At 69.8% G+C, this 20,692-nt stretch carries 19 protein-coding genes; 9 read left to right on the top strand and 10 right to left on the bottom strand.

The features are described 5' to 3' along the window. Positions 1–4: 4 nt before the first annotated feature. Genes ACMGER_RS07565 through hrcA form a run of 3 tightly spaced genes read right to left on the bottom strand, consistent with a single transcriptional unit; the run spans position 5 to position 4,440 of the window. Entirely contained in the window at positions 5–2,755 is a 2,751-nt protein-coding gene (locus ACMGER_RS07565; RefSeq protein WP_436811467.1) for a [protein-PII] uridylyltransferase, read from the bottom strand. A gap of 45 nt (positions 2,756–2,800) precedes the next feature. Beyond that, positions 2,801–3,379, bottom strand: coding sequence for a nucleotide exchange factor GrpE (grpE, locus tag ACMGER_RS07560; protein ID WP_436811466.1), 579 nt, complete (start codon positions 3,377–3,379; stop codon positions 2,801–2,803). Positions 3,380–3,399: 20 nt separating this feature from the next. Beyond that, entirely contained in the window at positions 3,400–4,440 is a 1,041-nt protein-coding gene (gene hrcA / locus ACMGER_RS07555; protein WP_436811704.1) for a heat-inducible transcriptional repressor HrcA, read from the bottom strand. 142 nt (positions 4,441–4,582) lie between these two features. Here hrcA and rph point away from each other — a divergent pair, with 142 nt between their 5' ends. Beyond that, positions 4,583–5,311: a ribonuclease PH gene (gene rph / locus ACMGER_RS07550; protein WP_436811465.1), complete on the top strand. Its 729-nt coding sequence runs from the start codon at positions 4,583–4,585 to the stop codon at positions 5,309–5,311. Continuing rightward, complete coding sequence (gene rdgB, locus ACMGER_RS07545) at positions 5,308–5,994, top strand: RdgB/HAM1 family non-canonical purine NTP pyrophosphatase (RefSeq protein ID WP_436811464.1); 687 nt, start codon at positions 5,308–5,310, stop codon at positions 5,992–5,994. Before rph ends, rdgB begins: the two co-directional genes overlap by 4 nt. 48 nt (positions 5,995–6,042) lie before the next feature. On the opposite strand, the gene ACMGER_RS07540 is transcribed toward rdgB, so the two are convergent. Together ACMGER_RS07540 and ACMGER_RS07535 are read right to left on the bottom strand one after the other, a co-directional pair. Next, on the bottom strand, positions 6,043–6,603 hold the full coding sequence (locus tag ACMGER_RS07540; RefSeq protein WP_436811463.1) for a CAP domain-containing protein: 561 nt from the start codon (positions 6,601–6,603) through the stop codon (positions 6,043–6,045). Positions 6,604–6,648: 45 nt separating this feature from the next. Next, the gene (locus ACMGER_RS07535) at positions 6,649–7,332 is read right to left on the bottom strand and encodes a DUF2490 domain-containing protein (protein WP_436811462.1); all 684 of its coding nucleotides are present in this window, start codon (positions 7,330–7,332) and stop codon (positions 6,649–6,651) included. A gap of 89 nt (positions 7,333–7,421) precedes the next feature. On the opposite strand from ACMGER_RS07535, the gene hemW reads away from it, so the two are divergent. Continuing rightward, positions 7,422–8,540, top strand: coding sequence for a radical SAM family heme chaperone HemW (gene hemW / locus ACMGER_RS07530; protein ID WP_436811461.1), 1,119 nt, complete (start codon positions 7,422–7,424; stop codon positions 8,538–8,540). Between the two features lie 4 nt (positions 8,541–8,544). Here the strand turns inward: hemW and ACMGER_RS07525 are convergent, their stop codons facing one another. Continuing rightward, entirely contained in the window at positions 8,545–9,735 is a 1,191-nt protein-coding gene (locus ACMGER_RS07525) for a penicillin-binding protein activator (protein WP_436811703.1), read from the bottom strand. A gap of 13 nt (positions 9,736–9,748) precedes the next feature. On the opposite strand from ACMGER_RS07525, the gene rsmI reads away from it, so the two are divergent. The 4 genes from rsmI to ACMGER_RS07505 all read left to right on the top strand — a co-directional run bounded on the left by rsmI (position 9,749) and on the right by ACMGER_RS07505 (position 12,606). Next, positions 9,749–10,585: a 16S rRNA (cytidine(1402)-2'-O)-methyltransferase gene (gene rsmI / locus ACMGER_RS07520; protein WP_436811460.1), complete on the top strand. Its 837-nt coding sequence runs from the start codon at positions 9,749–9,751 to the stop codon at positions 10,583–10,585. Beyond that, positions 10,578–10,931: a YraN family protein gene (locus ACMGER_RS07515; RefSeq protein ID WP_436811459.1), complete on the top strand. Its 354-nt coding sequence runs from the start codon at positions 10,578–10,580 to the stop codon at positions 10,929–10,931. The genes rsmI and ACMGER_RS07515 overlap by 8 nt, the downstream gene beginning before the upstream one ends. Before the next feature lie 113 nt (positions 10,932–11,044). Beyond that, entirely contained in the window at positions 11,045–12,004 is a 960-nt protein-coding gene (gene gshB, locus ACMGER_RS07510) for a glutathione synthase (RefSeq protein ID WP_436811458.1), read from the top strand. Further along, positions 12,004–12,606 carry a DedA family protein gene (locus tag ACMGER_RS07505; RefSeq protein WP_436811457.1) on the top strand — a complete coding sequence of 201 codons (603 nt, stop codon included), beginning with the start codon at positions 12,004–12,006 and terminating at the stop codon, positions 12,604–12,606. Before gshB ends, ACMGER_RS07505 begins: the two co-directional genes overlap by 1 nt. A gap of 119 nt (positions 12,607–12,725) precedes the next feature. On the opposite strand, the gene ACMGER_RS07500 is transcribed toward ACMGER_RS07505, so the two are convergent. The 3 genes from ACMGER_RS07500 to ACMGER_RS07490 all read right to left on the bottom strand — a co-directional run bounded on the left by ACMGER_RS07500 (position 12,726) and on the right by ACMGER_RS07490 (position 16,023). After that, on the bottom strand, positions 12,726–13,607 hold the full coding sequence (locus tag ACMGER_RS07500; RefSeq protein ID WP_436811456.1) for a tyrosine recombinase XerC: 882 nt from the start codon (positions 13,605–13,607) through the stop codon (positions 12,726–12,728). 134 nt (positions 13,608–13,741) lie between these two features. Beyond that, complete coding sequence (locus tag ACMGER_RS07495; RefSeq protein WP_436811702.1) at positions 13,742–15,184, bottom strand: MFS transporter; 1,443 nt, start codon at positions 15,182–15,184, stop codon at positions 13,742–13,744. Positions 15,185–15,189: 5 nt separating this feature from the next. Further along, positions 15,190–16,023, bottom strand: a complete 834-nt coding sequence (locus tag ACMGER_RS07490) for an SDR family NAD(P)-dependent oxidoreductase (protein ID WP_436811455.1) — start codon at positions 16,021–16,023, stop codon at positions 15,190–15,192. Between the two features lie 141 nt (positions 16,024–16,164). Here ACMGER_RS07490 and ACMGER_RS07485 point away from each other — a divergent pair, with 141 nt between their 5' ends. Both ACMGER_RS07485 and ACMGER_RS07480 read left to right on the top strand, forming a co-directional pair. Further along, entirely contained in the window at positions 16,165–17,310 is a 1,146-nt protein-coding gene (locus ACMGER_RS07485) for an acyl-CoA dehydrogenase family protein (RefSeq protein WP_436811454.1), read from the top strand. Between the two features lie 123 nt (positions 17,311–17,433). Then, the gene (locus ACMGER_RS07480) at positions 17,434–18,222 is read left to right on the top strand and encodes an SDR family oxidoreductase (RefSeq protein ID WP_436811453.1); all 789 of its coding nucleotides are present in this window, start codon (positions 17,434–17,436) and stop codon (positions 18,220–18,222) included. 122 nt (positions 18,223–18,344) lie between these two features. Here the strand turns inward: ACMGER_RS07480 and ACMGER_RS07475 are convergent, their stop codons facing one another. Next, positions 18,345–20,612 (bottom strand): NADP-dependent malic enzyme, encoded by a 2,268-nt coding sequence (locus ACMGER_RS07475; RefSeq protein WP_436811452.1) that lies wholly within the window; start codon positions 20,610–20,612, stop codon positions 18,345–18,347. Between the last annotated feature and the right edge of the window lie 80 nt (positions 20,613–20,692).

Genomic DNA, 20,692 nt, shown 5'->3' with positions numbered 1-20,692 from the left:
CCTGTCAGGCGGCGATATCGAGCGCTCCGTCGCCCTCGGCCGCCGCCAGCAGCCGCTTCTCGATCGCCTTGATGCGGCCGGCGGCGATGATCTTATCGCCGAAGAGGTCGGTGACATAGAAGGTATCGACCGCCCGTTCGCCATAGGTGGCGACGTGCGCCGAACGGATCGTCACGCGCGACTGGAACAAGGCGTGCGCGAGATGGTGGAGCAGCGCCGGCCGGTCGCGGGCGTTGACCTCGATCACGGTGAAGCGGTTCGAGGCATTGTTGTCGATCAGCACGTTGGCCTCGATCGGGAAGGCATCCGCGCGCGGGCGCGGCAGCGGCTTGGCCCTGAGACGGTCGTTGAGCTTGAAGCGGTTGGCCAACGCTTCGGTGATCGCGGTCCTGATCCGGCCGAGCTGGCCGGCGTCATCGAAGGGGCGGCCCAAGGGGTCCTGGACCAGGAAGTTGTCGAGGGCCATGCCGTCGCGGGTGGTGTGGATGCGCGCGTCGATGATGTTGCCGCCGGCGGCGTGGATCGCGCCGGCGATGCGGTAGAACAGGCCGGGGTGGTCGGCGGCATAGACCGTCACCAGCGTCGCGCCCTGCTCGGCATCGGGCCGCGCGTCGATGAACAGCTGCTCGCCGCCGGCGCGCTCGACGAGGCGGGCGTTGGCCTCCAGCACATCGACCGGCTCGGCCACCCAATAGCTTTCGGGCAGACGCCGGACGAAGCTCGCCATGTGCTCGCCGTCCCAGTCGAGCGCCGCCGCCAGTTCGGCCTGCTTGGCGGCGACCCGCTCGCCGCGGCCGCGCTGCTTATGGCCGAGGCGCAGCACCTCCTCGGCGCTCTCGTAGAGATTGTGGAGAAGCTGGCGCTTCCAGCCGTTCCACACGCCCGGCCCTACCGCGCGGATGTCGACGATGGTCAGCACCAGCAGCATCATCAGCCGCTGCGGGCTCTGCACCTGCTCGGCGAAATCGAGAATCGTCTTGAAATCGCTGAGGTCGCGCTTGAACGCGGTCGCCGACATCAGCAGGTGCCAGCGCACCAGCCACGCCACCATCTCCGTCTCGGCGGGCGTCAGGCCAAAGCGCGGGCCGAGCCGCTCGGCGACCTCGGCCCCCAGGAGCGAATGATCGCCGCCGCGCCCCTTGGCGATGTCGTGGAGCAGCACCGCGACGTAGAGCGCGCGCCGCGAGACGATCTGCGGGAACAGGCCGGTGGCGAGCGGATGATCGTCCGTCAGTTCTCCGCGCTCGATCTTCGCCAGCAGGCCGATCGCGCGGATGGTGTGCTCGTCGACGGTGTAATGGTGGTACATGTCGAACTGCATCTGCGCGACGACGCGGCCGAAATCCGGCACGAAGCGGCCGAACACGCCCGCCTCGTTCATCCAGCGCAGCACCGTGTCCGGACTCCGTTTAGACGTCAGCAGGTCGAGGAACAGCGCGTTGGCGCGCGGATCGCCCCGGACGTCGTCGACCAGCTTGGCGTCGCGCGCGGCGGCACGCATCGCCAGCGGGTGGATCTCCAGGCCGTGCTGCTCGGCGAGCGCGAACATCTCGACGAGGCGCACCGGGTCCTCGGCGAAGAACCTGTCGCGCGGCAGCGCGAGACGGCCGCGGTCGAGGACGAAGCCCTTGAGCTTGCGCGGACGCCGCCGGATCGTCGGCAGGTTGAAGAAGCGCCGTCCGCGCGCGGCGAACTGCTCGTCCAGATGCGCCAGGAACACGCCGGTCAGGTCGCCGACCACCTTCGCCTGGAGGAAGTAGAACTGCATGAAGCGTTCGACCTTCGACTTCCCCGGCCGGTCGGAATAGCGCATCCGCTCGGCGATCTCGCGCTGGAGGTCGAAGGTGAGCCGGTCCTCGGCGCGGCCGGCGATCAGGTGGAGATGGCACCTGACCGCCCACAGGAAATTCTCGGCGCGGTGGAACTGGCGGTATTCGGCGCGGGTGAGCAGGCCCTTGTCGACCAGTTCGGCGGCGCTGGCGACGTTGTAGATATATTTGCCGATCCAGAAGAGCGTGTGGAGATCGCGCAGGCCGCCCTTGGCCTCCTTGACGTTGGGCTCGACGACGTAGCGGCTGTCGCCCATCTTGCGGTGGCGCTCGTCGCGCTCGGCGAGCTTCTGGGCGATGAAGGTGCGCACCGTGCCGGCCTCGACCTCCAGCTTGAAGCGGCGCGCGGCCTCCTCGTAGAGATCGGTGTCGCCCCAGACGTAGCGCGCCTCGAGCAGCGCGGTGCGGATCGTCACGTCCTTCTTCGCCTCGCGCACCATCTCGTCGAGCGAGCGCGAGGAATGGCCGACCTTCAGCCCCATGTCCCACAGCGAGTAGAGCATCGATTCGATGACCTGCTCGCACCAGCCGGTCTGCTTCCACGGGGTGAGGAAGCCGATGTCGACATCCGAATGCGGCGCCATCTCGCCGCGGCCGTAGCCGCCGACCGCGATCAGCGTCATCCGCTCGGCGGCGGTGGGGTTGGTGTTGCGGTAGAGCCGCTGGACGGTGAAGTCCCAGAGCAGGCGCAGGATCTGGTCGAGCAGGAAAGCGCCGGCGGCCGCCGCCTCCAGCCCGCGCGAGGGATGCTCGGCGAAGCGCCGCGCGATCTCGGCGCGGCCGGCGTCGAGCGCCTGCTTCAGGCGATCGGTAGCGGCGCGGCGGAGCGCGGCGGTGTCCTTCGCCTCCAGCGCGGCGAGCGCATCGGCGATGACGCGACGATCGATGATCGCGCGGCGGTGCGGGACGTGCTCGAAGCGGGACATGGGCGTGCTTTACGCGATCCTTCCCGGCACGGGGAGGATCGAAATTTATCCCGCCGCCTTGGCAACACCCACCAGCGCCGGGCGGAGCAGGCGGTCCTTGAGCATGTAGCCGGCCTGCATCTCCTGCACGATCGTGCCGGGCTCCGCCTCCGCGCTCGGGATCTCGAGCATCGCCTGGTGACGGTTGGGGTCGAGCTTCTCGCCCATCGCCGTGATCTTGGCGATGCCGTGGCGAGCGAAGACGTTGTCGAGCTCGCGGCCCGTCGCCTCGATGCCGGTCACCAGGCCCTTGAGCTTCTCGTCCTCGCGCAGCTCGGCGGGGATCGCCGCCAGCCCGCGCGCGAGATTGTCGGCGACCGACAGCAGGTCGCGCGCGAACGCCGTCACCGCATAGGCGCGCGCGTCCTGCAGCTCCTTCTCCGCGCGGCGCAGCGCGTTCTGCGCATCGGCGCGCGCATAGAGCACCGCCGCCTTCGCTTCCGCCAGCTCCTCGGCGAGCTTGGCGATCTGGTCGTGATCGGCGACCTCGGGAGCGGCCTCCGCGGTTTCCTCGCGCAGGTCCACGGTCTCCGCGGTCAATTCCTCCCCGTTCGTCGGGGACTGGTTCTTGGTCTCGTCGTTCATTGCGTCCGTTTTTCTGAAACTCAACTGAGCAGGCGCGCCAACGTCGCCGCCGTGAAATCCACCATGGGCACGACGCGCGCATAGTTCAACCGCGTCGGGCCGATCACGCCGACCACGCCGACCACTTGCCCGTCCAACGCACGAACCGGCTGCGCGATCACCGAGGAGCCCGACAGGGCGAACAGCTTGTTCTCCGAGCCGATGAAGATGCGCGCGGCATCGGCCTCGCGCGCGCTGTCGAGCAGGCGGGCGATCTCCTCCTTGCCCTCGAGCTCGTCGAGCAGGCCGCGCACGCGGTCGAGGTCGGCGGCGGCGGCGGGATCGATCAGGTTGGCCTGGCCGCGCACGATCAGCACCGGGCGATGGCCCGGGTCCTCGCTCCATACCGCAAGGCCGCGCTCGACCAGCGCGCGGGTGAAGCGGTCGAGCCGGGCGCGTTCATCGGCGATCTCGCGGGCGATGCGCTGGCGCGCCTCGGTGAGCGTGCGGCCGGAAAGCGCGGCGCTGAGGTAATTGGCAGCCTGTTCGAGCGCGGAGGGCGTCATGCCGGGCGGCAGGTCGACGACGCGGTTCTCGACCGATCCGTCCTCGCCGACCAGCACGGCCAGCACCCGGTCGTGGCTGAGCGGCGCGAAGCTGAACTGACGCAGCACCGGCTCGCGCTTGGGCACCAGCACCAGGCCGGCGCAGGAGGACAGGCCCGAGAGCGCCGCGGTGGTGGCGGCGATCGCCTCTTCGATCGGGCCGGCGTCGGCGATGCGCGCTTCGATCGCGGCACGCTCCTCGGCGGTGGGCGCGACGGCGTGCATCATGCCGTCGACGAACAGCCTGAGGCCCGATTCGGTCGGCATCCGCCCGGCGGAAGTATGCGGCGCGGCGAGCAGCCCGGCCTCCTCCAGGTCCTGCATGACATTGCGGATCGAAGCCGGCGACAGGTTGAGCCCCGGCAGCAGCGAGATCGTCTTCGATCCGACCGGAGCGCCCGTTTCCAGATAGGCTTCGACCACCAGCCGGAACACGTCCCGCGCACGATCGGTGAGGTCGGTGATCGAGGAGGTCATGCGAGTGAACTTAGGCAATTTTCCCGATCATTCCATTCCCGATCGCCCTGAGCTTGCCGAAGGGCGAACTCAGGGCGAACGGAAAGGTGGCGCGGCCGGTGTTGTCCGTCTAGGGGCACTCTCAACCGCTACGGAGACCTTCATGCGACCTTCCGGCCGCGCGCCCGACGAGATGCGCGCCATCACCATCGAACCGAACTTCACGCGCCATGCCGAGGGATCGGTGCTGATCGGCTTCGGCGACACGCGGGTGCTGGTCACCGCCAGCGTCGAGGAGCGGGTGCCGCCGTTCCTGCGCGGCAAGGGCGAAGGCTGGGTGACGGCGGAATACGGGATGCTGCCGCGCGCCACCCACACCCGCGGCCAGCGCGAGGCGGCGAAGGGCAAGCAGTCGGGCCGCACGCAGGAGATCCAGCGGCTGATCGGCCGCAGCCTGCGCGCCGTCACCGACCTCAAGCTGCTCGGTGAGCGGCAGATCACGCTCGACTGCGACGTGATCCAGGCCGACGGCGGCACGCGCACCGCCTCGATCTCGGGTGCCTGGGTGGCGCTGAGGCTCGCGGTCGACAAGCTGCTGGCGAGCGGGCTGATCGCGGTCGATCCCATCCGGCACAAGGTCGCGGCGGTGAGCTGCGGCATCTATCAGGGCGTGCCGGTGCTCGACCTCGACTATCCCGAGGATTCGACCGCCGAGGCCGATGCCAATTTCGTGCTGCTCGACGACGGCAAGATCGCCGAGGCGCAGGCCACCGCCGAGGGCGCCTGCTATGACGAGGAGGGGCTGCTGCGGCTGCTTCGGCTCGCGCGGATCGGCTGCGTGCAGATTTTCGCGGCCCAGGACGCGGCAGTGCATGGGGCGACCGGGCGGTGAGCGGCGAAGGCGACGCGCCCCAGGCGATCCGCAAGCTGCGGCCCGGCAAGCTGGTGATCGCCAGCCACAATGCCGGCAAGGTGCGCGAGATCGAGGCGCTGCTCGGGCCCTATGGCGTGCAGCCGGTCTCGGCCAAGGCGCTCGACCTGCCCGAGCCGGAGGAGACGGGGACGACCTTCGTCGCCAACGCCGAGCTCAAGGCGCTGCAGGCGGCGGACCTGTCCGGCCTGCCGGCGCTGGCAGACGACAGCGGCCTGTGCGTCGAGGCGCTGGGCGGGGAGCCCGGCATCTTCTCTGCCCGCTGGGCGGAGCCGGGCTACAAGGTTCCATCGGCGCGCGGCGTCGATGGAAGCCCGGCGGAGGGGGCGCCGGATCGGGACTTCCGGATGGCGATGGAGCTGGTCGAGCGCAACATCGCCGCGACCGGACCCAATCCGCCGCGCGACGCCCATTTCGTCTGCGCGCTCGCGCTCGCCTGGCCGGACGGGCACGTCGAGTGGTTCGAGGGCCGGGTGGACGGCACGCTGGTGTGGCCGCCGCGCGGGGACAAGGGCTTCGGCTATGATCCGATGTTCGTGCCCAATGGTTACGACCAGACCTTCGGCGAGATGGACCCGGACACCAAGCACGCGATCAGCCACCGGGCCGATGCGTTCCGGCAGCTGGTAGCGGCGGTGTTCTAGTGACCATAAGCCCCTCCCCTGAAGGGGAGGAGCCAAAAGATTGGGATCTCACGGCAAGGCCCGCTCGCCGACCAGGTTCCCAGCGGGCAGGTAGCGGCAAACCAGATATTCGTCGCGGCGGTTCGACGCCATCGCGCAGCCGACGCGGGTGGTGCGCGACCAGATGATCTGGCTGTAGTGCCCGACATCGCCGAAGCGGCCGGTACGGCTGACGTTCGGGATCGGGCCGTTGACGAAGTTCCGCCGCTCGTCGAGCCAGTGCTGGACCATCTCGTCGTAGCGGTAGGCGCCACGCGTGCCGGTCCAGAGGTTCTCGCCCTGATTGGGATTGCCGCGCGGCTGCGGCGAATGTTCGAAGCGGCGGGTGCGCGCCATCTCCTGCGCATAGGCGGCGGCAGCGGCGGCGAGACCCTCGTCCCACACGAGCGGCGGCTGGCGGACCGAGGCGCGCGCGGCATTGTGCATCGTCATCACCGCCCGCTGGAGCAGCGCCGCCCCGCGCGGCGCGTTCCCGTCGAACGGGCGCGGCTCGACGACGCGCTGCGGCGCATCCGACGAGCAGGCCGCCAGCAGCGCGGCCAGGACGGGGATCAGCTTCTGCCCGATCATGGCCGCGATCCTAGCCGGGGCCGCATGAACGCCCGACAACCCCCCTCAATAACGGATGAAAGCGGTCAGCGAGGCGATGTGCGCCATGTTGGTCCGTGCGCCTGGAGCATCGCGGACCTGGTTCATGTAGCCGGCCTCGAGCGTCGATTTGCCCGGCAGCGGGATGACCGCGCCGACGAAGCTGCGCAGCTGGTCGAACTCCTCCACCGCCCAGCCGCCCGACTTGAGGCCCCAGAAGCCCTCAGCCCAGACCAGCGCGCCGACGCTCCTTTCGCGATCGCTCAGGGCGTGCTCGTAGCGCAGCATCTCGCGCAGGCGCAGCGCCATGCCGCCCGCGTCGGAGCGCCAGCGCTGCTCGAACCGGGTGCGCGAGGACAGGTCGGAGCGGCCCGCCTTGTGCAGCGACCAGCTGAGCTGCTGGAAGCTGCGCTCCTCGTTGCGGCCGGGGATGCCGGCGCCGCTCGGTTCCTCGATATGGGCATAGCCCTGGTAGAGGGTGATCTCCGGCGTGAGCCGGTAGCCGATCGCGCCGCGCAGCAGCAGCTGCGACAGCCGCGCGACGTCGTCGGTCACGCGCGGCTGGACCTCGGCGAAATAGACCAGCCGATCGTCGAGCGAGCCCATCGCGGTGATGTTGACCCAGACCGCCGAGTCGTGGTCGGTCTGCGCGGCCGCCGGGCTGGCCATGACCGACGCGGCGGCAGCGATGAGGATCGAACGAAAACGCATGAGATACTCCCGAACGGACACGCACCCGGCGCCGGCCCGTAGCAGGATCAGCTTTGCCCGATCTTTGCCCGATCGTTATCGCGCGTGACATGACCTCCGCCCCGCCGCTTGCGCTCTACGTCCATTGGCCGTTCTGCGTGTCGAAATGCCCCTATTGCGACTTCAACAGCCATGTCCGCGACGAGGTCGACCAGGCGCGCTGGCGCGAGGCGCTGCTCGCCGACCTGCAGCATGAGGCGGCGCTGCTGCCGGGACGGCGGCTGGGATCGGTGTTCTTCGGCGGCGGCACGCCCTCGCTGATGCCGCCGGAGACGGTGGCGGCGGTGCTGGAGGCAGCGGATACGGCCTGGGGGTTCGCGGACGACGTCGAGATCACGCTGGAGGCCAATCCCTCCTCGGTCGAGGCGGCCCGCTTCGGCGACCTCGCACGGGCCGGCGTCAACCGGGTGTCGCTGGGGCTGCAGGCGCTCGACGATGCGGCGCTCGCCTTCCTCGGCCGGGCGCATGGCGTGGCGGAGGGGCTGGCGGCGCTCGATACCGCGCAGCACGCCTTCGCGCGCGTGAGCTTCGACCTGATCTATGCCCGGCCGGGCCAGGACCTCGCCGCCTGGGAGGCCGAGCTCGCCCGTGCACTCGCGTTCGGGACCGAGCATCTGTCGCTCTACCAGCTCACCATCGAGCCGGGCACGCGCTTCGCCACCCTCGCCGCGAAGGGCGAGCTGCACGTCCCCGACGGCGACGCGGCGGCCGAGCTGTTCGAGGCGACCGCGGCGCTGACCGCCGCCGCCGGCCTGCCGCGCTACGAGGTGTCGAACCATGCGCGGCCGGGCGCGGAGAGCCGCCACAATCTCGCCTATTGGCGCTACCGCGACTACGCCGGCATCGGCCCCGGTGCGCATGGGCGGCGTGGCGGGCTCGCGACCTTTCGCCGGAGGAAGCCCGAGAACTGGCTCGCCGCGATCGACCGCAACAGCCATGGCATCGAGAGCGAGGACCCGCTCGACGCGCGCACCCAGGCGGTCGAAGCGCTGCTGATGGGACTGCGGCTCGCCGAGGGAGTCGAGCCCGATCCGGCGGTCCTCGACGAGGCGGCGGTGGACCGGCTCGTCATGGAAGGTCTGTTGCTATGGAGCGGCCCGCGCCTTGCCGTCACGGATGACGGCGTGCTGCTGCTCGACGGCATCCTGAAGGCGATCGTGCGGCCCTAGCCGCCTATCGCGCGAATCCCGACGGTGCCGGCGATACCGTCACCGTCGTCCCGCCGCGCACCTCCTGCACTTCGAGCGCCCGCTCGGCCACGCCGTCGCGGCCGAAGCGAAAGGCGCCGTCGAGCCCGGCGAAGCCGCCGCTGTCGCCCAGTTCGCTCTGCGGGAAGCGCGTGCCGACCCGCCAATCGCGGGCGATGCGTACCGTCAGCAGCACCGCGTCATAACCGAGGCTCGACAGGCGATAGGGCGCGCTGCCGAAGCGCGCGCGGTACTTGGTGGCATATTGGCGATAGAGCGTGTCCGAGACGCTGGCGAACCAGGCGCCGTTCAGCGCCGGCTGCCGCCCGAGCGAGGTGTCGGTGTTCCACAACTCGGTGCCGAGGATGCGCGCAGAAGCCCCGCCGTTGCGGCGGATCACCGGCACCGCCAGCGCCGCGGTGCCGCCCGAATCGGCGATCAGCACCGCCTGGAACGGCGAGGTCCGGGGCATCCGGCCGACCGCGGCGGCGATCGAGCCGGCGCTGCGGTCGTAGGTCTGCATCGTCACCACGCGGCCGCCGGCGCCCTCGACCGCGCGCAGGAAGGCATTGGACGCGCGCTCGCCGTAGAGGCCTTTGGGCATCAGTCCGGCGAAGCTGGTGATGCCGCTCTTGCGGGCATAGTCGACCACCCGCCCGATCGACTGGGCGGGCATGTAGCCGAGCACATAGACGCCGTCGCCCGCGACCGATACGTCGTTGGAGAAGCTCAGCACCGGCACCCCGGCGCGCTTGGCGATGGGAGCGACCACGCGCACGTCCTCCGACAGGAGCGGGCCGAGGATGAGCTGGTTGCCCTCGGAGATCGCCCGATTCGCCGCCGCGGCCGCGCCGGCGGCGGTGTCGTAGCTGGTGATGCGCACGCGCTCGTTCTGCGTGTCGAGCAGCGCGAGCTGGGTCGCGTTGGCGAGGCTGCGGCCGACCGCGGCGTTGGCGCCCGAGAGCGGCACCAACAGCGCGACGCGGTGGCGTTCGACGTCCTCGGGCAGCGTCGAGGTGGCGGGCGCCTTGGACGGCGGAGCGGCAGGCGGCGGCGCTTCGGGGGCCGGAGCCCTCGGCACGAGCGTCGAACATCCCGCCAGCAGCGCAGCTCCTGCCAGCGCGATCAGCCGCTTGATTGCACCGCGCCGTTGCGTCCTGCTCGCCGCTTCCGCCATAGACAATCCCCTCATGAACGCCGAACTTCTTCCTGGCCTCTACATCGTTGCCACCCCGATCGGCAATCTCGGTGACCTCTCCCCGCGCGCCGCGGAGGTGCTGAAAGGCGCCGACGTGATCGCGGTCGAGGACAGCAGGGTCACCGCCAAGCTGTTGAATCACCTCGGCATCAAGCGGCCGATGACGCCGTACCACGATCATAATGCCGAGGCGGTGCGGCCCGGCCTGGTGGCGCGGATGGCGGGCGAGGCGGTGGCTTTGGTGTCGGACGCGGGGACGCCGCTGATCTCCGACCCCGGCTACAAGCTGGTGCGTGATGCGCGGGCGGCAGGGCATCCGGTGACGACGATCCCCGGCCCATGCGCGGCGATCGCGGCGTTGACGCTGACGGGGCTGCCGACCGACCGGTTCCTGTTCCTCGGCTTCCTCCCGGCGAAGGCCGGCGCGCGAACGACGGCGATCGCGGAGGTGGCGAGCGTGCGCGCGACGCTCATCCTGTACGAGAGCGGACCGCGGCTGGCGGCGACGCTGGCCGCGCTGGCGGAGGGGCTGGGCGACCGTGAAGCCGGGGTCGCGCGCGAGATCACCAAGCGGTTCGAGGAATGCGTGGCCGGTACGCTCGGCGAGCTGGCGGCGCGCTATGCCGATGCGCCGCCGAAAGGCGAGATCGTGGTGATCGTCGCCCCGCCCGGCGAGCCGGCGCCAGCCAGCGAGGAGGAGGCGGATACGGCGCTCAAGGAGGCGCTGGCGCGCCTGCCGGCGTCCAAGGCGGCGGCGGAGGTGGCGAAGCGGCTGGGGCTCGACCGGCGCGAGCTCTATGCGCGGGCGATGGCGATGAAGGATGCGTGACCGCCGCGCCGCCGAAGCCGCCGGCCGGCGCGGCGAGCGGATCGCGGGGTGGTGGCTGCGGCTCAAGGGCTGGCGCATCCTTGCCCGGCGCGTGCGGACGCCCGCGGGCGAGGTCGACCTGATCGCGCGCAAGGGCAATCTGATCGCCTTCGTCGAGGTGAAGTCCCGCGCCAGCGACGCCGAGCTCGATTTCGCGATCGATCAGCGGCGGCTCTCGCGTGTCGCGGCGGCGGCGGAATATCTGATGCCGCGCTATGCCGGGCCCGGCGACGACATCCGCGTCGACGTGATCCTGCTCGCCCCGCGCACGGCGCCGCGGCATATCGAGAATGCGTGGATCGGATGACAGGATCGATTCCGATCCCTAACTCCCGTTCGCCCTGAGCTTGTCGAAGGGCGATTGTCGTGACGGTGCCGCTTGTCGCCCTTCGACAAGCTCAGGGCGAACGGAGGTTGGGAATGGGTCTGAGTGTCGCCGTCCAGATGGACCCGCTCGAATCGATCAATATCGCCGGCGATTCGACCTTCGCACTGATGCTGTCGGCGCAGGCGCGCGGACACCGGCTGTTCCACTATGCGGCCGAGGACCTGAACTTCGCCGACGGCCATGTCTGGACCGCGGCGCATCCGGTGACGGTACAGCGCGTCGAGGGCGATCATTTCCGCTTCGGCGAACCGGTGCGGCTCGATCTCGGCGACCAGGTCGACGTGGTCCTGATGCGGCAGGACCCGCCGTTCGACCTCGGCTACATCACCGCCACCCATTTGCTCGAGCGGATCGGCGACCGGACCTTGGTGGTCAACGATCCCGCCAGCGTGCGCAACGCGCCGGAGAAGGTGTGGGTGCTCGATTTCGCCCGCTTCATGCCGCCGACCTTGATCACCCGCAGCCTCGCGGAGGCGCGTGCCTTCCTTTCCACGCATGGCGAGATCGTGGTGAAGCCGCTCCACGGCAACGGCGGCAAGGCGATCTTCAAGGTGGGGCGCGACGGGCAGAACCTCGCCTCGCTGATCGAGGTGTTCAACACCGCCTATCGCGAGCCGCACATGGTGCAGGCGTTCCTGCCGGGCGTCGTCAAGGGCGACAAGCGCATCGTGCTGGTCGACGGCGAGGTCGCGGGGGCGGTCAACCGCATCCCGGGCGAGGGCGAGATCCGATCGAACCTCGCGGTCGGGGGGAAAGCCGCGAAGACCGAGCTGACGCCAAAGGAGCAGGAAATCTGCGCGGCGCTCGGCCCCGAGCTCAAGCGGCGCGGCCTCATCTTCGTCGGCATCGACGTGATCGGCGGCGAGTGGCTGACCGAGATCAACGTCACCTCACCCACCGGCATCGTCGCGATCGACCGGTTCAACGGCACCGACACCGGCGCGATGATCTGGGAGGCGATCGAGCGCCGGGTGGCCGAGCGCGCCGGCTGATGTTCGACTTCACCCACAATCCGATCTTCGTCAGCTACTGGGGCATCTTCTTCCTGATGATGCTCGAGAACGTCATCCCGCCGGTACCGTCGGAGGTGATCATGTCGATCGCCGGCATCGCTGCCGCGGAGGGGCGGCTGAACATCGCGGGCATCCTCGCCGTCGGCACCGCCGGCACGGTGCTCGGCAACCTCTTCTGGTACGAGATCGGCCGGCGCTTCGGCTACGAGCGGCTGAAGCCCTGGATCGACCGCTGGAGCCGCTGGCTGACGATGGAGTGGCAGGACGTCGAGAACCTCCGCCGCCATTTCCTGCGCCACGGCGGCAAGACGGTGTTCGTGTTCCGCTTCCTGCCGTTCGGCCGCACGATGATCTCGCTGCCGGCGGGGCTCATGCACATGGGGTTCGGCAAGTTCGTCGCCTACACCGCGGCGGGCAGCCTGGTGTGGAACGCGATCCTGGTCGGCGCCGGCTATTGGCTGAGGACCAATATCGAGGAGATCGACCGCTATGTCGGGCCGGTCGTGACCGTGGTCGTGATCGCGCTGGTGCTGACCTACATCTGGCGCGTGATCACCTGGAAACCGCGCCCGCAGGGTTGATCCTCCATTGCCTGCCGGCGCCGTGCTCCTGCGAAGGCAGGAGCGCTGGATCATGGGCGTATCGCGTGCGGCCTGGGCTCCTGCCTTCGCAGGAGCACTGATGTCCGAGCGGGATAGCCTCACGCCCGCGGGTGGGCGTTGCGGTAGACGTCGAGCAGGTGCGCGGCGTCGACCGCGGTGTAGACCTGGGTCGAGCTGAGGCTGGCGTGGCCCAACAGCTCCTGCAGCGCGCGCAGGTCCGCGCCGCGGCCGAGCAGGTGGGTCGCGAAGCTGTGGCGCAGCGCGTGCGGCGTGGTGCGGGGCGGGAGGCCGAGCCGGGTGCGCGCGGCGCGGACCGACCGGCGCACCACCGCCGGCGAGAGCGGGCCGCCCTTGGCGCCGCGGAACAGCTCGGCGTCGCGGGCGACGCCCCAGGGCTGGAGCGCGACATAATGCTCGATCGCCTCGCGCACCTGCGGGAGCAGCGGGACGATGCGGGTCTTGGCGCGCTTGCCGGTGACCGCCATCGTCTCGCCCAGCGGCAGCACCGCACCGGTCAGCCCCAGCGCCTCACCGATGCGCAGCCCGGCGCCGTAGAGCAGCAGCAGCACCGCCCAGTCGCGCGCGCCGATCCAGGGTTCGGCGGCGTCCTCGGCAACGTCCTCGGCGAGCGCGATCGCCTCGTCGGGCGCGATCGGGCGCGGCACGCCCTTCTTGACGCGAGGCCCCTTGATCCGCGGCGCTTCGGCCCCGGCGAAGGCGAGGAAGCCGCGCACCGCCGACAGCTCGCGCGCGGCGGAGGTGTTGGAGAGACCGTCGTTCCGGCGCGCGGCGAGGAAAGAGCGGAGGTCGGTCTGAGTGACCCGCCGCAGTGCGGCCCGGTCGACCATCTCGCCCCAATGCTGCTGGAGAAAGGCGACGAGCCGCTCCGCCGTCGCCTGATAGGCGCGTACGGTATGCGCCGACCGCCGCCGATCGCGGGCGAGATGTTGGGCATAGAGAAGAGGCAGGGGCTCGGACACGAGCAGAGCCTACCCCCAATCGCCATCTTCGCGAAGGCGGGATCCAAGGTCATCAGCTCCGGATCGCTCGCGCGCAGTATCGCGCCGCCCGAAACGCCGCTGGCGAACGGCTCGTCGCCGATCCGGACGGGAGCCTACTCCTGCGCCAGCCGCGCGATCCGTGCCTCGTGCTCGGCCTTGCCGAACGGGAAGCGCAGGAACAGCACCGCCGAGAGCGCCGCCAGCGCAAGGTAGATCAGGCTGAACACGATCGTCAGCCGGTCGATCGTCCCGACCGGCACCTGCCCCGGCGTCGCCTTTTCGGGAAAGCCGGCGATCGCCAGAATGAGGCCGGCCAGGAAGATGCCGATGCCCGAGGTGCATTTCTGCACGAAGAAGGAACCGGCGAAGAACACCCCTTCCGAGCGCAGGCCCGTGCGCGTCTCCGAATCCTCGACCACGTCGGCCATCATCGACGCGCCGATGATGAACGCCGATACGCTGAGCGCGGTGCTGACGATGTAGAAGGCGAACAGCACGGGGATCAGCGCCGCCTCGTCGGGAGAGGGAAACAGCCCGGCGAGCCGCAGCCAATAGGGTGCGGTCTGGAACAGCATCGCCGCCAGCACCGCCCCGCCCGCCGCGCGCGGCTTGCCGAAGCGCTTGGCGGCGCGCGGCGCCAGCAGGAACGCCAGGATCACGCCCGCGAACAGCACCAGCATCAGATAGACGAAGGTCGCCCCCCTGAAGCCCCACACATAGCTGTAGAGATAGTTGGACAGCGCATAGCTGATCCCTTGGTTGGTGTAGGCGCACACCCCGGCCAGCATCAGGATGAGGAAGGCGCGGTTCCTGACCGTCGCCACCAGCTCGGCGAAGCTGCTCTTGAGCGTCCCCCCGCGCACCTCGGGCCGCGGCAGCCGCTCGATCTCGTGGTGCGTGCCGAACGCGGAGACGAGGATCGCCACCGCCATCAGCACCGCGCCCGCAATCGCGAAATGGGCATAGCCGGCGCGGTTGAGCAGCCCGTTCGGATGCTCCGCCGTCGGCGCGAGGAAGACCTGATAGGCCGCGAGCAGCATCAGCAGCCCGCCGGCCCAGCCGAACAGGTAGCGATAGGCCATGATCCGCGTGCGCTCGTCATAGTCGGCTGTGAGCTCGGGCGTCAGCGCGACCGAGGGGACTTCGTAGCAGGAGACGGCGCTCCTCACGAGCACCGCCATCACGAACAGCCAGGCCAGCGTCATCGGCTCGCTGAGCGCCGGCGGGTGCCACAGCAGCACCCAGCCGATCGCGATCGGCAGCGCCGCCCCATACATCCACGGATGTCGCCGCCCCCACCGCCCGCGCGTCCGATCGGAGAAGAAGCCGACCGCCGGATCGATCAGCGCGTCGATCAGCAGCGCACACATCACCACCAGTCCGACCGTCGCGGACGGGAGCCCCACCACCTGATTGTAGAACAGCAGCAAGAAGGTGCCGAACCCCGAATCCTTCACGCCATAGGCGACCGCGCCGAAGGCATAGGCGAGCATCGTCCCCTGCCCGATCCGCCGCACCGGCGGCAACGCGGAACCGGGAGCGTCGCCGCGTGCCATGTCGCTCACTGCCGCGCGGCCCTGGCGCCGGCGACCTGGGCGATGGCGTCGAAGAAGCTCGGCGCCGCCGGGTCCCAGCTGTGACGCGGCCCGATGTTCATGCCGCCGTCGACCAGCAGGTGCGTGCCGGTGACGAAACCGGCCTCGTCGCTCAGCAGATAGGCGATCGCGGCGGCGATGTCCTCGGGCCGGCCGGCGCGCGCGATCGGCTGCGCCTGGGCGGCGACGCCGGCGATCATGGCATTGGCCTGCTCGCGCGCCGCACCGTCGATGCCGAGCGAGGCGGTGAAGATGTTGGTGGTGATGAAGCCCGGCGCAACCGCGTTCACCCGGATGCCGTGCTGCGCCAGCTCGGCGGCGGCGATGCGGGTCAGGTGGAGCACGCCGGCCTTGGCCACCGAATAGGCGATCGGCGCCGCGCCCGACTGGAACGCCGAGACCGACGAGGTGTTGACGATCGCCCCGCCTCCGCGCTTCGCCATCAGCGGCGCGGCAAAGCGGATGCCCATCGCCACCGACCGCAGCAGCAGCGCATGGGTGCGGTCCCATTCCTCGGCCGAGATGGCGTCGATCCGCTCGCGCGACCCGCCGGCGCCCGCGTTGTTGACGAGCAGGTCGAGCCCATCCGCCGCGCCGATCAGCGCCTCGATCTGGACCGGATCGCTAACGTCGCAATGCCGGAAATGCCCGCCGACCGCGGCCGCCGCCGCTTCGCCGCCGGCATCGTCGATGTCGCCGATCCACACCTCGGCGCCTTCGCTCGCCAGCCGCTCGGCGGTCGCGCGCCCGATCCCCGATGCGCCGCCGGTCACGACCGCGCGCTTGCCCTCGAACCGCATCCGCTCTCCTATCGTTTCCGGAGCAGCATAGGGGCGGCCCGGCGGCCGTCAATCGGCCCTGTTGGAAAATGCGGTATGCTGCGCTTGCGGCCCGGACGGCCGGCGGTTAGCAGGGTTGCAGAAGACAAAGGAGCGGATGCGATGGCCCTCGACCCCGAGACCTTCGACGCGCTGATCGATACGGTACGGCGATTCGTCGCCGAGCGGCTGCGCCCGCTCGAGGCCGAGGTCGAGGCTCGCGACGCCATCCCCGACGCGGTGGTCGAGGAGATGAAGGCGATGGGCCTGTTCGGCCTGTCGATCGCCGAGGAATACGGCGGCCTCGGCCTGACGATGGCCGAGGAGGTGCGCGTCGCGATCGAGCTCGGCCGCACCACGCCGGCGTTCCGCTCCGCCTTCGGCACCAATGTCGGCATCGGCAGCCAGGGGCTGGTGATGGCCGGCACGCCCGCGCAGAAGGCGGAGTGGCTGCCGCGCATCGCCAGCGGCGAGGTGATCACCAGCTTCGCGCTGACCGAGCCCGACGTCGGCTCCGATTCCGGCAGCGTGAAGGCGCGCGCGGTCAGGGACGGCGACGTCTACCGCCTCTCCGGCACCAAGCGCTTCATCACCAATGCCGACAAGGCGAACCTGTTCACCGTGATGGCGCGCACCGGCGACGAGCCGGGCGGGCGCGGCGTCTCCGCCTTCCTGGTGCCGCGCGACCTGCCGGGCGTCACGATCGGCGAGCCCGAGAAGAAGATGGGGCAGAAGGGCGCCAGGGTCGCCGACGTCAATCTCGACGACGTCCCCGTCCCTGCCGCCAACCGGCTCGGCGAGGAAGGCGAGGGCTTCAAGATCGCGATGCGCGTGCTCGATCGCGGGCGGCTGCACATCTCCGCGGTGTGCGTCGGCGTCGCCGAGCGGCTCATCGCGGATTGCGTGGCTTACGCGAGCGAGCGCCGGCAGTTCGGCAAGCCGATCGCCGAGCACCAGCTGATCCAGGCGATGATCGCCGACAGCAAGACCGAAGCGCTCGCCGCGAAGGCGCTGGTGCTGGAGACGGCTGGGGCGAAGGACGCTGGCATGGAGGTCGTGCTCGAATCGGCCGCGGCCAAATATTTCGCGAGCGAGATGGTCGGCCGCGTCGCCGACCGCGCGGTGCAGATCTACGGCGGCGCCGGCTATATCGCCGATTACGGCATCGAGCGGCTCTACCGCGACGTCCGCCTGTTCCGCATCTACGAAGGCACCAGCCAGATCCAGCAGCTCATCATCGCCCGCGAGACGCTGAAGCGGGGAGGATAGCCAAAAGCCCTCTCCCTTCCGGGGAGAGGGTTGGGAGAGGGGCAGTCGACACACCAACGACGGGCCGGGATCGGAGACTGCCCCTCTCCCCGGCCCTCTCCCCAGAGGGGAGAGGGAGATTTGATGACCCTGAACAGCCTCTTCAGCCTGGAGGGCAAGATCGCCCTCGTCACCGGCGGATCGCGCGGCATCGGCAAGATCATCGCCAAGGGCTTCATCGCACAGGGCGCGAAGGTCTACATCTCCTCGCGCAAGGCGCCGGCCTGCGAGGAGGCCGCGGCCGAGCTCGGCCCTAGCTGCATTCCGCTGCCGCAGGACGTCTCCACCGTCGAGGGCTGCCGCGCCCTCGCCGCCGCGATCGCCGAACGCGAAGGTCATCTCGACATCCTCGTCAACAACGCCGGCGCCGCCTGGGGCGAGCCGTTCGATCAATTCCCGGAAACCGGCTGGGACAAGGTGATGGACCTCAACGTCAAGTCGCCCTTCTTCCTGACCCAGGCGCTGCACGGCCTGCTCAAGACGAAGGCGAGCTTCGATGCGCCGTCCAAGGTGATCAACATCACCTCGATCGACGGCCTGCGCCTCAATCCGTGGGAGACCTACAGCTACCACGCCTCCAAGGCGGCGCTGATCTACCTGACCAAGCGCATGGCAGCGCGGCTGATCCAGGACGCGATCATCGTCACCAGCCTCGCCCCCGGCGCCTTCGCCAGCGAGATGAACCGCGCCGCCCGCGATCATGGCGACGAGGTCGCCAGGCGCATCCCGATGCGCCGCATCGGCAGCTTCGAGGATATGGCCGGGGCGGCGATCTTCCTCGCCAGCCGCGCGTCGGACTATGTGGTGGGCGACACGCTGGTGGTCGACGGCGGCCTGGTCAACGCCTCGCTGGGGACCAGCATCGACGCCTGAGTTCGGATTCGGCCGGCGTAAAAAACTGTTCCCCGGCGAAGGCCGGGGCCCAGTTGCAAGCGATCGATCCTGGCCCCGGCCTTCGCCGGGGAACGGCTGTCTCAGGCCGAATGGATCGAATTCTACCGCGCGATCCCGCCCGCCGCGAGCACCGCCAGCGTCACCAGCTCGCTCGCGGTCGAGGTCATCGGCGCGACCTGCACCGGCTTCTCCATGCCGATCAGCATCGGCCCGATCACGCTGTCGCCGCCGAGCTCGCGCAGCAGCTTGGCCGAGATGTTGGCCGACTGCAGCCCCGGCATGATCAGCACGTTGGCCGGGCCGGACAGGCGCGCGAACGGATAGTTGGCGAGCTGCTTCGGGTTGAGCGCCACGTCGGGCGCCATCTCGCCCTCGTACTCGAAGCCGACCTGCCGGCCGTCGAGCACCTTCACCGCCGCGCGGATATTGTCGAGCCACTGGCCCTCGGGATTGCCGAAGGTCGAGTAGCTGAGGAAGGCGACACGCGGTTCGTGCCCCATCCGCCGCGCGACCAGCGCGGTCTGCTCGGCGATGTCGGCGAGCTCCTCGGCGCTCGGCCGCTCGTTGATCGTGGTGTCGGCCATGAACACGGTGTGGGTCTGCCCGACCATGACATGGATGCCGAACGGCGTGCGCCCGGCGACCGGGTCGATCACGCGCCGCACCTCGCGGATCGTCTGGGCATAGGTGCGGGTGACGCCGGTGATCATCGCATCGGCCTCGCCGAGCTGGAGCAGCACCGCGCCGAAGATGTTGCGGTCCTGGTTGATCATCCGCTCGGCGTCGCGGCGCAGATAGCCGCGCCGCTGCAGCCGGCGGTAGAGGAAGTCGACCATCGTCGGCACCAAGGTCGAGGTGCGGCTGTTGTGGACCTCGTAGCTCTCCGGATCGCTCACCCCGAGTGCGCGGAGGCGATCGTGGACGTCCTCGCGCCCGACCAGCACCGGCGTGCCGTAGCCGCCCTCGCGGAAGGCGATCGCGGCGCGCAGCACGACTTCCTCCTCGCCTTCCGCGAACAGCACGCGCTTGGGATGCGCCCGCGCGCCCTCATAGGCGAGCGTCAGCACCGAGGTGGTCGGGTTGAGCCGCGCCCGCAGCGTCTGGCGATAGGCGGCCATGTCGAGGATCGGCTTGGTCGCGACGCCCGAATCCATCGCCGCCTGCGCGACGGCGGAGGGGACGTTCTCCATGAGGCGCGGGTCGAAGGGAGCCGGAATGATATATTCGGGCCCGAACACATGGCGCACGCCATAGGCGACCGCGACCTCCTCCGGCACCCGCTCGCGCGCCAGCTCCGCGATCGCCTTCGCGGCGGCGATCTTCATCTCGTCGTTGATCCCGGTGGCGCGCACGTCGAGCGCGCCGCGGAAGATGAAGGGGAAGCCGATGACGTTGTTGACCTGGTTGGGATAGTCCGACCGCCCCGTCGCGACGATCGCGTCGGGACGCACCGCCTTGGCCGCCTCGGGCCGGATCTCGGGCTCGGGATTGGCCATGGCGAAGATGATCGGCGCCTCGGCCATGTGCCTTACCATCTCGGGCTTGAGCGCCCCCGCGGCGGAGAGGCCGAGGAACACGTCGGCGCCCTCCAGCGCCTCGGTCAGCGTGCGGCGCTCGGTGACCGCGGCGTGCGCCGACTGCCACTGGTTCACGTCGTCGCGGCCCTGGTAGATCACGCCCTTGCGGTCGCACATGATGACGTTGTCGTGGCGCACGCCCATCGCCTTGATCAGCTCGGTGCAGGCGATCGCGGCCGCGCCCGCGCCGTTCACGACGACCTTGATCCCGTCCATCTTGCGCCCGGTCAGCAGGCAGGCGTTGATCAGCCCCGCCGCGGTGATGATCGCCGTGCCGTGCTGGTCGTCGTGGAACACCGGGATGTTCATCCGCTCGCGCAGCGTCTGCTCGATGATGAAGCACTCGGGCGCCTTGATGTCCTCGAGGTTGATGCCGCCGAAGCTCGGCTCGAGCAGCTCGACCGCGTCGATGAAGCGGTCGACGTCCTCGGTCTTCAATTCGAGGTCGATCGAATCGACGTCGGCGAAGCGCTTGAACAGCACCGCCTTGCCCTCCATCACCGGCTTGGAGGCGAGCGCGCCGAGATTGCCCATCCCCAGGATCGCGGTGCCGTTGGAGATCACGGCGACGAGGTTGCCCTTGGCGGTATAGTCGTAGGCGGTCGCCGGATCGTCGGCGATCGCCTGCACCGGCACCGCCACCCCCGGCGAATAGGCGAGCGCCAGGTCGCGCTGCGTCGTCAGCGGCTTGGACGCGACGATCTCGATCTTGCCCGGACGGCCCTCCGAGTGAAACAGCAGCGCCTCGCGCTCCGAAAACTGCACGTTCGCTTCTGCTCGTTCGTCGGACATCAATCTCTCCCGGCTCTCGGGGGTCTTTAGCACTCGTTCGGGAGAAGGGAACCGCGCTGCGCCGTCGCGATCCCCTTGCC

This window comes from Sphingomonas astragali, assembly GCF_051400615.1.
Taxonomy (GTDB): Bacteria; Pseudomonadota; Alphaproteobacteria; order Sphingomonadales; family Sphingomonadaceae; genus Sphingomonas.
Note: the sequence above shows the minus strand (reverse complement) of the source record. Positions and strands in the feature narration are given on the sequence as shown.

What these genes read in the sequence shown, in the direction of transcription:
- ACMGER_RS07495 (WP_436811702.1), bottom strand. Translation starts at nt 15,184, where the DNA reads ATGGCACGCGGCGACGCTCCCGGTTCCGCGTTGCCGCCGGTGCGGCGG.
- ACMGER_RS07525 (WP_436811703.1), bottom strand. Translation starts at nt 9,735, where the DNA reads ATGGCGGAAGCGGCGAGCAGGACGCAACGGCGCGGTGCAATCAAGCGG.
- gshB (WP_436811458.1), top strand. Translation starts at nt 11,045, where the DNA reads ATGGGTCTGAGTGTCGCCGTCCAGATGGACCCGCTCGAATCGATCAAT.
- ACMGER_RS07540 (WP_436811463.1), bottom strand. Translation starts at nt 6,603, where the DNA reads ATGATCGGGCAGAAGCTGATCCCCGTCCTGGCCGCGCTGCTGGCGGCC.
- ACMGER_RS07485 (WP_436811454.1), top strand. Translation starts at nt 16,165, where the DNA reads ATGGCCCTCGACCCCGAGACCTTCGACGCGCTGATCGATACGGTACGG.
- ACMGER_RS07475 (WP_436811452.1), bottom strand. Translation starts at nt 20,612, where the DNA reads ATGTCCGACGAACGAGCAGAAGCGAACGTGCAGTTTTCGGAGCGCGAG.
- ACMGER_RS07565 (WP_436811467.1), bottom strand. Translation starts at nt 2,755, where the DNA reads ATGTCCCGCTTCGAGCACGTCCCGCACCGCCGCGCGATCATCGATCGT.
- rsmI (WP_436811460.1), top strand. Translation starts at nt 9,749, where the DNA reads ATGAACGCCGAACTTCTTCCTGGCCTCTACATCGTTGCCACCCCGATC.
- hrcA (WP_436811704.1), bottom strand. Translation starts at nt 4,440, where the DNA reads ATGACCTCCTCGATCACCGACCTCACCGATCGTGCGCGGGACGTGTTC.
- rph (WP_436811465.1), top strand. Translation starts at nt 4,583, where the DNA reads ATGCGACCTTCCGGCCGCGCGCCCGACGAGATGCGCGCCATCACCATC.
- ACMGER_RS07490 (WP_436811455.1), bottom strand. Translation starts at nt 16,023, where the DNA reads ATGCGGTTCGAGGGCAAGCGCGCGGTCGTGACCGGCGGCGCATCGGGG.
- ACMGER_RS07480 (WP_436811453.1), top strand. Translation starts at nt 17,434, where the DNA reads ATGACCCTGAACAGCCTCTTCAGCCTGGAGGGCAAGATCGCCCTCGTC.
- hemW (WP_436811461.1), top strand. Translation starts at nt 7,422, where the DNA reads ATGACCTCCGCCCCGCCGCTTGCGCTCTACGTCCATTGGCCGTTCTGC.
- ACMGER_RS07505 (WP_436811457.1), top strand. Translation starts at nt 12,004, where the DNA reads ATGTTCGACTTCACCCACAATCCGATCTTCGTCAGCTACTGGGGCATC.
- grpE (WP_436811466.1), bottom strand. Translation starts at nt 3,379, where the DNA reads ATGAACGACGAGACCAAGAACCAGTCCCCGACGAACGGGGAGGAATTG.
- ACMGER_RS07535 (WP_436811462.1), bottom strand. Translation starts at nt 7,332, where the DNA reads ATGCGTTTTCGTTCGATCCTCATCGCTGCCGCCGCGTCGGTCATGGCC.
- ACMGER_RS07515 (WP_436811459.1), top strand. Translation starts at nt 10,578, where the DNA reads ATGCGTGACCGCCGCGCCGCCGAAGCCGCCGGCCGGCGCGGCGAGCGG.